This window comes from Burkholderia stagnalis (genome assembly GCF_039848545.1).
Taxonomy (GTDB): domain Bacteria; phylum Pseudomonadota; class Gammaproteobacteria; order Burkholderiales; family Burkholderiaceae; genus Burkholderia; species Burkholderia stagnalis.
Window position 1 is genome coordinate 2,501,357 of record NZ_CP156685.1, and the last position, 14,842, is coordinate 2,516,198.

The 14,842-nt window shown below is 65.0% G+C and carries 9 protein-coding genes; 4 read left to right on the forward strand and 5 right to left on the reverse strand.

Annotated features, from left to right (window positions below; translation table 11 throughout):
- Positions 1 to 93 precede the first annotated feature (93 nt).
- The 5 genes from lpdA to typA form a co-directional block, all read right to left on the reverse strand.
- Positions 94 to 1,524, reverse strand: a complete 1,431-nt coding sequence (gene lpdA / locus ABFO07_RS11600; RefSeq protein ID WP_059560178.1) for a dihydrolipoyl dehydrogenase — start codon at positions 1,522 to 1,524, stop codon at positions 94 to 96.
- A gap of 81 nt (positions 1,525 to 1,605) precedes the next feature.
- Positions 1,606 to 2,880 (reverse strand): 2-oxoglutarate dehydrogenase complex dihydrolipoyllysine-residue succinyltransferase, encoded by a 1,275-nt coding sequence (odhB, locus tag ABFO07_RS11605; RefSeq protein ID WP_059560175.1) that lies wholly within the window; start codon positions 2,878 to 2,880, stop codon positions 1,606 to 1,608.
- Between the two features lie 132 nt (positions 2,881 to 3,012).
- A complete protein-coding gene (locus tag ABFO07_RS11610; RefSeq protein WP_059560172.1) occupies positions 3,013 to 5,877 on the reverse strand; it encodes a 2-oxoglutarate dehydrogenase E1 component in 2,865 nt (954 codons plus the stop codon).
- Positions 5,878 to 6,173: 296 nt separating this feature from the next.
- Positions 6,174 to 7,499 (reverse strand): IS4 family transposase, encoded by a 1,326-nt coding sequence (locus ABFO07_RS11615; protein WP_124492175.1) that lies wholly within the window; start codon positions 7,497 to 7,499, stop codon positions 6,174 to 6,176.
- 139 nt (positions 7,500 to 7,638) lie between these two features.
- On the reverse strand, positions 7,639 to 9,465 hold the full coding sequence (gene typA, locus ABFO07_RS11620; protein ID WP_059886157.1) for a translational GTPase TypA: 1,827 nt from the start codon (positions 9,463 to 9,465) through the stop codon (positions 7,639 to 7,641).
- A gap of 342 nt (positions 9,466 to 9,807) precedes the next feature.
- On the opposite strand from typA, the gene ABFO07_RS11625 reads away from it, so the two are divergent.
- The 4 genes from ABFO07_RS11625 (at position 9,808) to ABFO07_RS11640 (ending at position 14,758) form a co-directional block, all read left to right on the forward strand.
- Positions 9,808 to 10,302: a MarR family winged helix-turn-helix transcriptional regulator gene (locus ABFO07_RS11625; RefSeq protein WP_059560164.1), complete on the forward strand. Its 495-nt coding sequence runs from the start codon at positions 9,808 to 9,810 to the stop codon at positions 10,300 to 10,302.
- A gap of 87 nt (positions 10,303 to 10,389) precedes the next feature.
- On the forward strand, positions 10,390 to 11,901 hold the full coding sequence (locus ABFO07_RS11630) for an efflux transporter outer membrane subunit (protein WP_059906154.1): 1,512 nt from the start codon (positions 10,390 to 10,392) through the stop codon (positions 11,899 to 11,901).
- A gap of 52 nt (positions 11,902 to 11,953) precedes the next feature.
- On the forward strand, positions 11,954 to 13,171 hold the full coding sequence (locus ABFO07_RS11635; RefSeq protein ID WP_059886161.1) for an efflux RND transporter periplasmic adaptor subunit: 1,218 nt from the start codon (positions 11,954 to 11,956) through the stop codon (positions 13,169 to 13,171).
- 27 nt (positions 13,172 to 13,198) lie between these two features.
- The gene (locus ABFO07_RS11640; protein ID WP_347467263.1) at positions 13,199 to 14,758 is read left to right on the forward strand and encodes a DHA2 family efflux MFS transporter permease subunit; all 1,560 of its coding nucleotides are present in this window, start codon (positions 13,199 to 13,201) and stop codon (positions 14,756 to 14,758) included.
- The last annotated feature ends 84 nt before the right edge of the window (positions 14,759 to 14,842 follow it).

Here is a 14,842-nt window from a genome sequence, read left to right on the forward strand (position 1 = left end):
CAAACCAAAAAAACGAAGGCGAGCGGGAAACCCCGCCCGCCTTCGTCGTGTAACGGTGGCGCCGGCCAGTCGCCGGCCGGCGCCATGTCACGCTTAGCTGTTCAGCGAGCGCTTGTCGACAGCCAGCGCCGCTTCGCGCATCACTTCGGACATCGACGGGTGCGGATGGCAGATGCGGGCGATGTCTTCCGACGCCGCCTTGAACTCCATCGCCACCACGGCTTCCGCGATCAGGTCCGACGCGTTCGCCGCGATCACGTGCACGCCGAGCAGTTCGTCGGTCTTCGCATCCGCGATCATCTTCACGAAGCCGTCCGGCGCGTTCATGCCGAGCGCGCGGCCGTTGATCGAGAACGGGAACTTGCCCGACTTGATCTCGCGGCCTTCCGCCTTCAGCTGCTGCTCCGTCTTGCCGACCCACGCGATTTCCGGGTACGTGTAGATCACCCACGGAATGCAGTTGTAGTCGATGTGCGGCTTCTGGCCGTCGATCACTTCCGCGACCAGCACGCCTTCGTCTTCCGCCTTGTGCGCGAGCATCGGGCCGCGCACCACGTCGCCGATCGCGTACACGTTCGGCACCGCCGTGCGGCAGTGGTCGTCGACGTCGATGAAGCCGCGCTCGTTCGCCTTCAGGCCGATCGCCTCGAGGCCGAGGTTGTCGGTGTTCGGCACGCGGCCGACCGACACGATCAGGCGGTCGGCGTCGAGCGTCTGCGCGTTGCCGTCCTTGTCGGTGTAGGCGATCGACACGCCGTTCGCGGTCGTCTTCACGTCGCCGATCTTCACGCCGAGATGAATGTCGAGGCCCTGCTTCTTGAACAGCTTGGCCGCTTCCTTCGCGAGCGCGTCGTCGGCTGCGCCGAGGAACGCCGGCAGCGCTTCGAGCACCGTCACTTCGGCGCCGAGGCGGCGCCACACCGAGCCGAGCTCGAGGCCGATCACGCCCGCGCCGATCACGGCGAGCTTCTTCGGCACCGAGTCGAACGTCAGCGCGCCTTCGTTGTCCGACACGATCTTGTTGTCGACCGGGATGCCCGGCAGGTGACGTGCCTTCGAGCCCGTCGCGATGATCACGTTCTTCGCGGTGACGACTTCGGTTTCACCCTCGCCGCTCACTTCGATCTGCACGCCGGCGTCGGTCTTGCCGGTGAACTTGCCGTGGCCCTTCAGCCAGGTGATCTTGTTCTTCTTGAACAGGAACTCGATACCGGACGTCATCTTCTCGACGATCCCGTCCTTGCGGCCGAGCATCTTCGCGAGGTCGATCTTCACGCCGTCGACGCTGATGCCGTGGTCGGCGAGGTGATGCGACGCGTTCTCGAACTCTTCCGACGACGCGAGCAGCGCCTTCGACGGGATGCAGCCGACGTTCAGGCAGGTGCCGCCGAGCTTCAGCGCGCCGGCCGGGTTCTTCCACTTTTCGATACAGGCAACGGTCTTGCCCAGTTGAGCGGCGCGGATCGCGGCGATGTAGCCGCCCGGGCCGGCGCCGATCACGACGACGTCAAATTCCTTGGACATGGCAATCCTTTCTTCTTGTGCATCCGCACGGGCGCGCGAGGCCGCGCGCCCGCGGGAGCGGGTCAATGCAGGTGGCGTGGCTTACAGGTCGAGCAGCAGACGGGCCGGATCCTCGAGCGCATCCTTCATTGCGACGAGCGACAGCACCGCTTCGCGGCCGTCGATGATCCGGTGGTCGTACGACAGCGCCAGGTAGTTGATCGGACGGATCACGATCTGGCCGTTCTCGACGACTGCGCGCTCCTTCGTCGCGTGCACGCCGAGGATTGCCGATTGCGGCGGGTTGATGATCGGGGTCGACAGCATCGAGCCGAACACGCCGCCGTTCGAGATCGAGAACGTACCGCCGGTCATTTCGTCGATCGACAGCTTGCCGTCCTTCGCCTTCTGGCCGAACTCGGCGATCTTCTTCTCGATGTCGGCGAGGCTCAGCTGGTCGGCGTTGCGCAGGATCGGCACCACGAGGCCGCGCGGCGAGCCGACAGCGATACCGATGTCGAAGTAGCCGTGATAGACGATGTCGTTGCCGTCGATCGACGCGTTCACGAGCGGGAACTTCTTCAGCGCATGGACTGCCGCCTTCACGAAGAACGACATGAAGCCGAGCTTCACGCCGTGTTCCTTCTCGAACTTGTCCTTGTACTTGTTGCGCAGCTCCATGACCGGCGCCATGTTCACTTCGTTGAACGTCGTCAGGATCGCGTTGGTCTGCTGCGACTCGAGCAGACGCTCGGCGATACGTGCGCGCAGGCGCGACATCGGCACGCGCTGCTCCGGACGGTCGTTCAGCCAGGTCGTCGCCGACGCCGGCACCTTCACTTCCGGCAGCGCCGGCTTCGCAGCGGCCTTCGCCGGTGCGGCGGCCGGGGCAGCCTTCGGTGCGCTGCCTGCGGACAGCACGTCGCCCTTCGTGATACGGCCGTCGCGGCCCGAGCCTGCGACGTCGCCTGCGGCGAGGCCCTTCTCGGCCAGCAGCTTCGACGCGGCCGGCGATGCGGCAGCGGTGCTCGACGCAGCGGCGGCAGCCGGTTGCGCGGCCGGTGCGGCGGCAGCGGGTGCGGCGGCCGGCTGGACTTCGGCTTCGCCAGCCGCGGCTGCGACTGCACCTGCCTTCGCTTCGGTGTCGATCGTCGCGATCAGCTGATCCGCGACCACCGTGTCACCGTCGTTCTGCAGCACTTGCGCGAGCACGCCCGCAGCAGGTGCCGGCACTTCGAGCACGACCTTGTCGGTTTCGAGTTCGATCAGGATTTCGTCCTGCGCGACCGCTTCGCCGGGCTTCTTCTTCCACTGCAGCATGGTGGCTTCCGACACCGACTCCGACAGCTGGGGGACTTTGACTTCTACGATAGCCATGTGATTTTCCTGGATGCTTAATCTGGGTAATGACGAGCTGGCGACTCTTCCGGCCGGTGCGGCGCGCAACGCGTCCAGCGGGCCAAAAGATTCGGGAAAGCGCGATGCGCTTTCCCGTTTCGCTTCCTTCGCTTATTTCGCGATCGACGCGCTCTTCAGGCGGCCGAATGCACCTTCGACGAGGGCCTTCTGCTGCTCGTAGTGCTTCGCGTAATAGCCGACTGCCGGCGAGGCCGAAGCCGGACGGCCGCTGTATGCCAGCTTTTGCCCTTCCTTCATGCCTTCCTTCAGGTGGTGTTCGACGTAGAACCACGGGCCCTGGTTTTGCGGCTCGTCCTGCACCCAGACCACTTCCGTCGCGTTCTCGTACTTCTTCAGCTCAGCTTCGAACTGCTTGTGCGCGAACGGATACAGCTGTTCGATACGGATGATCGCAACGTCGTTCGCCTTCGCTTCGCGGCGATGTGCGACGAGGTCGAAGTACACGCGGCCCGAGCAGGCCAGCACGCGCTTGACCTTCTTCGCATCGATGCCGCCGTCGATCTCGCCCAGCACCGGCTGGAACGAACCCTTCGCCAGTTCCGACAGGTCCGACACGGCTTCCTTGTGACGCAGCAGCGACTTCGGCGTCGCGATGATCAGCGGCTTGCGGAACAGGCGGATCATCTGGCGGCGCAGCAGGTGGAAGATCTGCGCCGGCGTCGTCGGCTGGACGACCTGCATGTTGTGATCCGCGCACAGTTGCAGGAAACGCTCGATACGGGTCGACGAGTGTTCCGGGCCCTGGCCTTCATAGCCGTGCGGCAGCAGCATCGTGAGACCCGACACGCGGCCCCACTTCACTTCGCCCGACGAGATGAACTGGTCGATCACGACCTGCGCGCCGTTGACGAAGTCGCCGAACTGCGCTTCCCACAGCACGAGCGTGTTCGGCTCGGCGGTCGAGTAGCCGTATTCGAAGCCCAGCACCGCTTCTTCCGACAGCACCGAGTCGATCACCGTGAACTTCGCCTGGCCTTCGGCGATGTTCTGCAGCGGCACGTACGTGCCGTCGTTCCAGCGCTCGCGGTTCTGGTCGTGCAGCACCGCGTGGCGGTGCGTGAACGTGCCGCGGCCCGAGTCCTGGCCCGTCAGGCGCACCGAGTAGCCCGATGCGACGAGCGACGCGAACGCGAGGTGCTCGGCCATGCCCCAGTCGAGCGGCTGGTCGCCGCGCGCCATGTTGCGGCGGTCGTTGATCACGCGCTCGACGAGCGGGTGAACCTTGAAATCTTGCGGAACGGTCGTGATGCGTTCGCCGAGGCGCTTCAGTTCGGCGAGCGGCACGGCCGTGTCGGCTGCGTCCGTCCACTTGCGGTTCAGGAACGGCATCCAGTCGACCGCGTACTTGCTCTTGTAGTTCGAGAGCACCGGGTCGATCGTGTGATGGCCGTCGTCCATCGCCTTGCGGTACGCCTTCACGTAGCCGTCGGCGTCGTCCGCGCTGATCACGCCCTGCTGCACGAGCTTCTCGGCGTACAGCGCACGGGTGCCCGGGTGCTGTGCGATCTTCTTGTACATCAGCGGCTGCGTGACCGCCGGCGTGTCCTGCTCGTTGTGGCCCAGCTTGCGGAAGCAGACGATGTCGATCACGACATCCTTGTGGAACTGCATCCGGTAGTCAATCGCGATCTGCGTCGCGAGGATCACGGCTTCCGGATCGTCGCCGTTCACGTGCAGCACCGGCGCCTCGATCATCTTGACGACGTCGGTACAGTACAGCGTCGAGCGCGCATCGCGCGGGTCGGACGTCGTGAAGCCGATCTGGTTGTTGATGACGATGTGCAGCGTGCCGTGCGTGCCGTAACCGCGCGTCTGCGCGAGGTTCAGCGTTTCCATCACGACGCCCTGGCCCGCGAAGGCCGCGTCGCCGTGGATCTGCACCGGCAGCACCTGCAGGCCGTCTTCGTCGCCGCGACGGTCCATCCGCGCCTTCGCGGAACCTTCGACCACCGGGTTCACGATTTCGAGGTGCGACGGGTTGAACGCGAGCGACAGGTGGACCGGGCCGCCTTCGGTCGACACGTCCGACGAGAAGCCCTTGTGGTACTTCACGTCGCCGGCCGGCAGGTCGTCGACGTGCTTGCCTTCGAATTCGGCGAACAGGTCGGCCGGCATCTTGCCGAGCGTGTTGACGAGCACGTTCAGGCGGCCGCGGTGGGCCATGCCGATGACGATTTCCTGCACGCCCTTCTTGCCCGAGTGCTGGACGACTTCGTCCATCGCCGCGATGAAGCTTTCGCCGCCTTCGAGCGAGAAGCGCTTCTGGCCGACGTACTTGGTGTGCAGGTAGCGCTCGAGGCCTTCAGCGGCCGTCAGGCGGTTCAGGATGTGCTTCTTCTCGTCTGCCGAGAAGCTCGGCGTCGCACGGGTCGACTCCAGGCGCTCCTGCCACCAGCGCTTCTGCTCCGGATCGCTGATGTACATGTACTCGGCGCCGATCGTGCCGCAGTACGTGTCGCGCAGGCCCTTGACGATGTCGCGCAGCGAAGCCTGGTCGAAACCGAAGTACAGGTTGCTCGCGCTGAACGTCTGGTCGAGGTCGGCCTCGGAGAAGTCGTAGAACGCGGGTTCGAGTTCGGGAATGGCGGGACGTTCGCGACGCTTCAGGGGATCGAGATTGGCCCATTGCGAGCCAAGGAAGCGATAAGCGCTGATGAGGGACTGGACGTGGACCTGCTTGCGTGCAGTCGCCAGGTTGCCGCCGCTTTCGCGCGGGATGAAGGCATTGGCCTTCGCACGCTGGGCGAACGACTCGACGATCGGGTGGTGCGCCACGTCGCTGGCGTTCGAACCGTCCGTTGCAGGCACATTCTGCAACGCGTCGAAATACTCTCGCCAGTTCTCGGGCACTGACGCCGGATTATCGAGATATGCATCGTACAGTTCTTCTACGTACGAAGCATTGCCGCCGAACAGATAGGAGTTCAGCTGAAACTGCTTCATTACATCTGACATTTTTACGCTCACCTTTCTTCGAGCTTCTCGAGAAATAGCGGGTTGCTCAACCTTCCGCGACACGGCCTGACCGTTTAGCGGATTGCGAATCAAGTCTTGCTTGGAAGGACCTAAAACTTGCGTGCGCGCAGCATATCACAGAACCAATACAGGAGTTCATGCACAACCATGCAAAAGCGAGGCGCGGCGGGGGTTTGGCCCGATTGCCCAGCCCCCGTGAAAGAGTGTTTTGCAGGCACGCCGATTGCACGTCGCGCGGATGCGAAAAAGCCGCCCGAAGGCGTAATGCCGTTCAGTTAAGGCTCTTTTATGTGCCGAACGTAGTAGCGCTGGGGCCGGGCTTTGACCACACGGGGGCATTCACGCCCCCGTTGTTTTTCCACGGTCTCGAATGCAAGCCGAGCGTGCAGACGGTTGAGCCACGCAGGTATCTTGCCGAACGCAGGTGTCACGGCGGCCCACATCATTTCGTGCTGGATGACGTGGAAGGCTCGTACGAAGCTGATATCGGTCGGATCGAGCTTCGCTTGCCACGCGGCGCTGGCAATCTCGCGGCGGATCAGGTTATAGGCGATCAACGCGCCCCAGATCTCCTGGTAGACCCCTTCGACGGTCCGGCTGCGCAAGGTCAACTCCGCCCCGAGTAGTGACTGTTTCAATTCCCGGTAGCTGGTTTCGATCTGCCAACGGCGCTCATAGCAGGCGACGATATCGGCCGGCTTGAAGCGTTGACGATCGTCCAACGAGGTCAGCAGCACGCGCTCGCGGCCGCGTGTATCGATTGTGCGAATCGCGCGGGCCTGCCAAAACTCCGGCAGTTCGGGGGATTGTTTGCGCGCCTGCGGGGAGACGCGCATGCGTACCATCGCATCGTCCGGTGTGCCGTCGATCACGTCCCATCGCGTATGGGATTTAGCTGGAATCAGGAAGTGGCGGTTGCGCCCATTCATCGACAGGCCGCACAGGATCCGAGCGGCCAGAAAGCCCTTGTCGAATACCGTCAGTGAATTGTCCGGTATCTGTGGCAGCAGGTCCTGGGCGTACACCATTTCGTTGGTGTCGTAGACGCCGAAGTTGATATCGGCCACCAGATGCGTCGGGATGGCGGTCAGCGTGACCGCTCGCACCTGCGGGTAGCTGGCCACCTTGCCGCTGGCATAACGTTGTGCGCCAAAGTGCTCACGATTGGCTGGGCTGTCAGCCGTGCGCAGCGTGGTGCCGTCCATCGCCCACAGACTCAATCCCTTGAATGTATGGCGTGCCGCGTCCTGTGTGGTCCACGCCCATGCTGTCCGTTCGAACAGCCACGCCAGCGGTGCTTCGCCAACACGCTGGCGCGCCTGCACCACGGCACTCTTGCTGACGAAGGGGGCGGCCTCGTTGGGCAGAGCCAGATCGAGACTATCGAGTACCTCATTGATCGACCAGTGCCGGTACATCGCCAAGGCGATCACCAGCCAGACCACTTGTTCGGCCGGCAGGCGCCGACGCCGAATGCTTGCGGCGCCCGTCGCCTCGACCGCATGCTCGATCCACTCGTGCGGCAAATGCTCCGCCAGCCGGCTCAGGTCCGGGGCGCGCTGTTGGGCAGAGAGCAGGTAGGTCAGGTGGCTAGAGAGCATCGCGCCAAAAGTTAACACCTCAGCGCGGCGTTTACAACCGCTCCCTCCCCAAAACAAAAATGCCGTTCAGTTGCTTAACTGAACGGCATTACGCCCGAAGGCGGCTTTTTTCATGATGCCCGGATCGCTCCGGCGCGCATCAGTCGACCGCGCCTTCGCGGCTCGCGCGGCGACGCTCGTGCTCCTTCAGGAAGCGCTTGCGCAGGCGGATCGACTGCGGCGTGACCTCGACGAGTTCGTCGTCATCGATGAACTCGACCGCGTACTCCAGCGACATCTGGACCGGCGGTACGAGACGCACGGCTTCGTCGGTACCCGACGCACGCACGTTGGTCAGCTGCTTGCCCTTGATCGGATTCACGACGAGGTCGTTGTCGCGGCTGTGGATGCCGATGATCATGCCCTCATAGAGCGCATCGCCCGGCTTCACGAACATGCGGCCGCGATCCTGCAGCTTCCACAGCGCATACGCCACGGCCGCGCCGTCGTCCTGCGAGATCAGCACGCCGTTGCGGCGCTCGCCGACCGAGCCGTCCTTGACCGGTGCGTACGAGTCGAAGATGTGGCTCATCAGGCCCGTGCCGCGCGTGAGCGTCAGGAATTCGCTCTGGAAGCCGATCAGGCCGCGCGCCGAGATCTTGTACTCCAGGCGCGTACGGCCGCGGCCGTCCGACGCCATGTCGAGCATCTCGCCCTTACGGCGGCCGAGTTCTTCCATCACGCCGCCCTGGTGCTCGTCCTCGAGGTCGACCGTCAGCAGTTCGTACGGCTCGTGCTTCGCGCCGTCGATTTCCTGCATCACGACGCGCGGACGCGACACGGCCAGCTCGTAGCCTTCGCGGCGCATGTTCTCGACGAGAATCGTCAGGTGCAGTTCGCCGCGGCCCGACACTTCGAACACCGTTTCGTCGCCCGTATCGCGCACGCGCAGCGCGACGTTGTGGTTCAGTTCCTTCATCAGGCGGTCGCGGATCTGGCGGCTCGTCACGAACTTGCCTTCACGGCCCGCGAGCGGCGACGAGTTGACGAGGAAGTTCATCGTCAGCGTCGGCTCGTCGACGGTGATCATCGGCAGCGCTTCCGGCGTATCGACCGCGCAGATCGTCGCGCCGATGCCGACGTCTTCGATACCGTTGATCAGCACGATGTCGCCCGCTTCGGCCGACTCGACCTGCACGCGCTCGAGCCCCTTGAACGACAGCACCTGGTTGATCTTGCGGTTCAGCACGTCGCCTTCCGGGCCGAAGCGCATCACGACCGGCTGGCCCGGCTTGATGCGGCCGCGCGTGATGCGGCCGACGCCGATCCGGCCGACATACGTCGAATAGTCGAGCGACGTGATCTGCAGCTGCAGCGGCGCTTCCGGATCGGCCGGACGCACCGGCACGTGCTGGAGGATCGCCTCGAACAGCGGGCGCATGTCGCCTTCGCGCGCAGCCGGGTCGAGCGACGCGTAGCCGTTCAGGCCCGACGCGTAGACGATCGGGAAGTCGAGCTGCTCTTCGGTCGCGCCGAGCTTGTCGAACAGGTCGAAGGTCTGGTTGATCACCCAGTCGATGCGCGCACCCGGACGGTCGATCTTGTTGACCACGACGATCGGCTTCAGGCCGAGCGCGAGCGCCTTCTTCGTGACGAAGCGGGTCTGCGGCATCGGGCCCTCGACCGCGTCGACGAGCAGCAGCACCGAGTCGACCATCGACAGCACGCGCTCGACTTCACCGCCGAAGTCCGCGTGCCCCGGGGTGTCGACGATGTTGATGTGCGTGCCTTCGTATTCGACCGCGCAGTTCTTCGCGAGAATCGTGATCCCGCGCTCCTTTTCGATGTCGTTCGAGTCCATCACCCGCTCGGCGACTTGCTGGTTGTCGCGGAAGGTGCCGGACTGGCGAAGCAGTTGGTCGACGAGCGTCGTCTTGCCGTGGTCGACGTGAGCGATGATGGCGATGTTGCGAAGGGCGCGGGTCATATGAACCTGAAAATCGTTTGGATGCGCAAATACGCACGCCCGTTCGACACGTGCGTGCGTGATGCAGCTTGGAAAGCCTGAAATTATAGCACGTGAGAATGACACCGGCGGTCTGCACGCTGCGCCGCAACAAAACGGACCCGCGAGCGCTTGCCGACGAATGCGCCGGGCGCCCGCCCCGCGCCGCCGCCCGCCCTTCGGAGAAAAACCCTCTGGGCTGTAGGACATTGAGCAGCGGGCGAGCAGGCGTTCGATCGTTCGATTAACATGCGCCAACATTTGCCGTGACAAGCATTTGCGCCTACACTGCTGCCTAGTCAACTATTGCAGTTTCATGGTTTTATGTCGGATTCCACCTCTCCCCAATCGCAGCCCGTGTCACTGTCGACCTATCAGGTGAACGATAGCGTCGGCTACCTGATGTCGCGCGTGAAATCGCTGATGACCAACCTCGTGTCGCAGCGCACGCAAGGCGAACTCGGCATCACCGGCACGCAGGCCAGCATGCTGTTCATGATCGCGGTCGGCAAATGCTCGACGGCCGCCGAGCTCGCCCGCGAGTACGGGATCGACGCAAGCGCGGTCACACGCCTGCTCGACCGCGTCGAGAAGCGTGGCCTGCTGTCCCGCGTGCGCAGCGTCGAGGACCGGCGCGTCGTGCGGCTCGAACTGACCGACGAAGGGCGCGCGCTCGCCGAACGGCTGCCGCCCATCTTCCGCAGCGTGCTCGACCAGTTGCTGGACGGCTTCACGCCGGAAGAAGTCGGCTTCCTGAAAAGCATGCTGCGCCGCATTCTCGGCAATGCGTGCGAGACAACCGGCTGCAGTGCGCCGTAATAATTGCCATAACAACCATCTTTGACAGATTAATGTAAGGAAATCCTTGCAGTGTCCATCATTCATTCCGAGTCAGGGATCAGCGCGATGAAATCCTCCCCGTTGCCCGTGCGTGCCGGATCGTGCCGTACCGCCGTCGCCGCCGCCGTCGCCGCGCTGGCGCTGGCCGGCTGCGCAAACTACTTCGGCATCAAGAGCGACAAGCAGATCGCTCCCGCGTCGCAATTCGAAACCGCGCAGAGCCTGCCCGCCGAAGGCGGCAAGTGGCCGTCGCTCGACTGGGCTGCCCAGTTCGGCGATCCGCAATTGCCGAAGCTGATCGACGAGGCGCTCGCCGGCAATCCGTCGATCGCCCAGGCGCAGGCGCGGATCGCGAAGGCGTCGTCGTATATCGAATCGTCGCGCTCGACGCTGATGCCGCGGGTCGACGCCAAGTACACGTGGAACCGCCAGCTCTACTCGAGCAACGCACTCTTCCCGCCGCCGCTGGGCGGCCAGTGGTACAGCGAGAACAACGCGCTCGCGAGCGCGTCGTGGGACCTCGACCTGTGGGGCAAGAACCGCGAGCGCCTGCACACGGCCGTGTCGCAGGAAAAGGCGGCCGAGGCCGACATGCAGCAAGCGCGCGTCACGCTTGCGTCGTCGATCGCGCGCACCTACAACTCGCTCGCGCAGCTCTATGCGCTGCGCGACATCGCGCAGCGCGAGATCGCCAACCGCCAGACGGTCGGCAAGATCACCGACGGCCGCGTGTCGGCCGGCCTCGACACCAACGTCGAACGCCAGACCGCGCGCGGCAACATCGCGACCACCCAGGCGTCGCTGTCCGACCTCGAAGGCCAGATCACGACGGTGCGCTACCAGCTCGCCGCGCTGCTCGGCAAGGGGCCTGACCGCGGGCTGCAGATCGCACCGCCGGTGCTGAACCCGGGCGGCGCCGTCGCGCTGCCCGACAACCTGCCGGCCGACCTCGTGTCGCGCCGTCCGGACATCGTCGCCGCGCGCTGGCAGGTCGAAGCCGCGATGCACGACGTGAAGGAAGCGAAGGCCGAGTTCTACCCCGACGTGAACCTCGCGGCGGGCTTCGGCTTCGATGCGTTCGGCTGGGGCAAATTCCTGAACTTCGCGAGCCGCCAGGCGCAGTTCAGCCCCGCGATCCACCTGCCGATCTTCGACGGCGGCGCGCTGCGCGCGCAACTCAAGGGCCGCTATGCGGACTTCGACCTGTCCGTCGCGAACTACAACCAGACGCTGATCGGTGCAATGAACGACGTCGCGACGCAGGTCGCGTCGATCCGCGCTGTCGACAGGCAGATGGACGACGCGCAGCGCGCGCTCGACGCATCGACGCGCGCCTACGACCTGGCCGTGATCCGCTACAAGGCCGGCCTGTCGCCGCAACTGCAGGTGCTGAACGCGGACAGCAACCGGCTCGCGTCGGAGCAGACCGTGACCAACCTGAAGATGCGGCGCCGCGACATGCAGTTCGCGCTGATCAACGCGCTCGGCGGCGGCTTCGACGCCACCGGCACCCGCCTCGCCGCGCCCGATGCCGACCGCGCCGCGCAGGCGAAGACCACACAACAGGCCGCGAACTGAACCGGCCCAATCACAACGCAGACACTCGAATCAACGGACGGAGAAAATCGCCATGAGCGACCCTCAACAAAACGCCGCCAGCGCCCAGCCGCAAAGCAACGTCAAGCGCAAACGGATGATGACGCTGCTCGTCGCGGTCATCGTGATCGCGGCCATCGCGTACGGGCTGTACTACTTCCTCGTCGCGCGCTTCCACGAGTCGACCGACGATGCGTACGTCAACGGCAACGTCGTGCAGATTACGCCGCAGGTCGTCGGTACGGTCGTCGCGGTGAAGGCCGACGACACGCAGACGGTCAAGGCCGGCGATCCGCTCGTGGTGCTCGACCCGGCCGATTCGCAGGTCGCGCTGCAGCAGGCTGAAGCGAACCTCGCGCAGACGGTGCGCCAGGTGCGCGGCCTGTTCGTCAACGACGACCAGTATCGCGCGCAGGTCGCGCTGCGCCAGTCGGATCTGTCGCGCGCCGAGGACGACCTGCGCCGCCGCGTCTCGGTCGCGCAGACGGGCGCCGTGTCGCAGGAAGAGATCTCGCACGCGCGTGACTCGGTGAAGGCCGCGCAGGCATCGCTCGACACCGCGCAGCAGCAGCTCGCGTCGAACCGCGCGCTGACCGCGAACACCACGATCGCGACGCACCCGAACGTGCTCGCGTCCGCCGCGAAGGTCCGCGACGCGTATCTCGCGAACGCGCGCAACACGCTGCCCGCGCCCGTCACCGGCTACGTCGCGAAGCGTTCGGTGCAGGTCGGCCAGCGCGTGTCGCCCGGCACGCCGCTGATGTCGGTCGTGCCGCTGAATTCCGTGTGGGTCGACGCGAACTTCAAGGAAGTCCAGCTCAAACACATGCGCATCGGCCAGCCGGTCGAGCTGACGGCCGACATCTACGGCTCGTCGTTCGTCTATCACGGCAAGGTCGTCGGCTTCTCGGCCGGCACCGGCTCGGCGTTCTCGCTGCTGCCGGCGCAGAACGCGACCGGCAACTGGATCAAGGTCGTGCAGCGCCTGCCGGTGCGGATCGAGCTCGATCCGAAGGACCTCGACAAGCATCCGCTGCGGATCGGCCTGTCGATGCAGGTCGACGTCGACATCAAGGACGAAAGCGGCAACCAGCTCGGCAACGTGCGGAACACGGTCTACCAGACCGACGTGTTCGCGAAGTACGGCGACGAAGCCAACGCCGAGATCGCGCGCATCATCGCGGAGAACGCGGGCACCGGTACGCCGGCGCCGGCCGCGGCGAAGCCGAGCGGCATCGCGAAGATGATGTAAGCGCGCCGTTCCCGGAAAACAACCGACATGGCACAGACTCCTGTCTCCCACCCGCCCTTGCAGGGCGGGCAGCTCCTGATCGGCACGATCGCGGTGTCGCTCGCCGTGTTCATGAACGTGCTCGACACGTCGATCGCGAACGTCGCAATCCCGACGATCTCGGGCGATCTCGGCGTGTCGTCCGATCAGGGCACGTGGGTCATCACGTCGTTCGCGGTCGCGAACGCGATCTCCGTGCCGCTCACCGGCTGGCTCACCGATCGCTTCGGGCAGGTTCGACTGTTCCTCGCGTCGATCATCCTGTTCGTCATCTCGTCGTGGATGTGCGGGCTCTCGCCGTCGCTGCCGTTCCTGCTCGCGTCGCGCGTGCTGCAGGGCGCCGTCGCGGGTCCGATGATCCCGCTGTCGCAAGCGCTGCTGCTGTCGAGCTACCCGCGCGCGAAGGCGCCGATGGCGCTTGCGCTCTGGGCGATGACGACGCTGATCGCGCCCGTCGCCGGCCCGATTCTCGGCGGATGGATTTCGGACAACTACTCGTGGCCGTGGATCTTCTACGTCAACATCCCGGTCGGCATCGCCGCCGCGGCGGCGACGTGGATGATCTACCGCAAGCGCGAATCGACCGTGCGCCGCGCGCCGATCGACGGCGTGGGCCTCGCGCTGCTCGTCGTCTGGGTCGGCTCGCTGCAGATCATGCTCGACAAGGGCAAGGATCTCGATTGGTTCGCGTCGACGACCATCATCGTACTCGCGCTGACCGCCGCCATCGCGTTCGCGTTCTTCGTCGTCTGGGAACTCACCGCCGAGCATCCGGTCGTCGACCTGTCGCTGTTCCGCATGCGGAACTTCACCGGCGGCACGGTGGCGCTGTCGATCGGGTACGGCCTCTACTTCGGCAACCTCGTGCTGCTGCCGCTGTGGCTGCAGACGCAGATCGGCTACACCGCGACCGACGCCGGCCTGGTCATGGCGCCTGTCGGACTGTTCGCGATCCTGTTGTCGCCGCTCACCGGGAAGTATCTGCCGCGCACCGATCCCCGCTATATCTCGACTGCGTCGTTCCTGATCTTTGCGCTGTGCTTCTGGATGCGCTCCCGCTACACGACCGGCGTCGACGAATGGTCGCTGACGCTGCCGACGCTCGTGCAGGGCATCGCGATGGCGGGCTTCTTCATCCCGCTCGTGTCGATCACGCTGTCCGGCCTGCCCGCCCACCGCATTCCGGCGGCATCAGGCCTGTCGAACTTCGTGCGGATCATGTGCGGCGGCATCGGCACGTCGATCTTCCAGACCGCGTGGGATCACCGGAACAACTTCCATCACGCGCAACTGGTCGAGCAGGCGAACGCGTACAACCCGACGTTCAACCAGGCCGTCTCGCAGATGGGCAGCCTCGGCCTGACCCAGCAGCAGGCGCATGGCCTCATCAACAACATGGCCACGCAGCAGGCCGCGCAGCTCGGCGTGAACGACCTGTTCTACATTTCGGCGGCGATCTTCGTGCTGCTGATCGCGCTGATCTGGATCACGAAGCCCGAACGCGCGGGCGGCGGCGATGCAGGCGCGGCGGCATCGGCCGCGCACTGAGCGCCGAACACCTCGCGACAAAACAAAAGGCCCGGTCGACAACGACCGGGCCTTTTTTCATGCTGCCTGCGACGCGGATGCGCC

What these genes read in the sequence shown, in the direction of transcription:
- typA (WP_059886157.1), bottom strand. Translation starts at nt 9,465, where the DNA reads ATGACCCGCGCCCTTCGCAACATCGCCATCATCGCTCACGTCGACCAC.
- ABFO07_RS11625 (WP_059560164.1), top strand. Translation starts at nt 9,808, where the DNA reads ATGTCGGATTCCACCTCTCCCCAATCGCAGCCCGTGTCACTGTCGACC.
- ABFO07_RS11640 (WP_347467263.1), top strand. Translation starts at nt 13,199, where the DNA reads ATGGCACAGACTCCTGTCTCCCACCCGCCCTTGCAGGGCGGGCAGCTC.
- ABFO07_RS11630 (WP_059906154.1), top strand. Translation starts at nt 10,390, where the DNA reads ATGAAATCCTCCCCGTTGCCCGTGCGTGCCGGATCGTGCCGTACCGCC.
- ABFO07_RS11610 (WP_059560172.1), bottom strand. Translation starts at nt 5,877, where the DNA reads ATGTCAGATGTAATGAAGCAGTTTCAGCTGAACTCCTATCTGTTCGGC.
- ABFO07_RS11615 (WP_124492175.1), bottom strand. Translation starts at nt 7,499, where the DNA reads ATGCTCTCTAGCCACCTGACCTACCTGCTCTCTGCCCAACAGCGCGCC.
- ABFO07_RS11635 (WP_059886161.1), top strand. Translation starts at nt 11,954, where the DNA reads ATGAGCGACCCTCAACAAAACGCCGCCAGCGCCCAGCCGCAAAGCAAC.
- lpdA (WP_059560178.1), bottom strand. Translation starts at nt 1,524, where the DNA reads ATGTCCAAGGAATTTGACGTCGTCGTGATCGGCGCCGGCCCGGGCGGC.
- odhB (WP_059560175.1), bottom strand. Translation starts at nt 2,880, where the DNA reads ATGGCTATCGTAGAAGTCAAAGTCCCCCAGCTGTCGGAGTCGGTGTCG.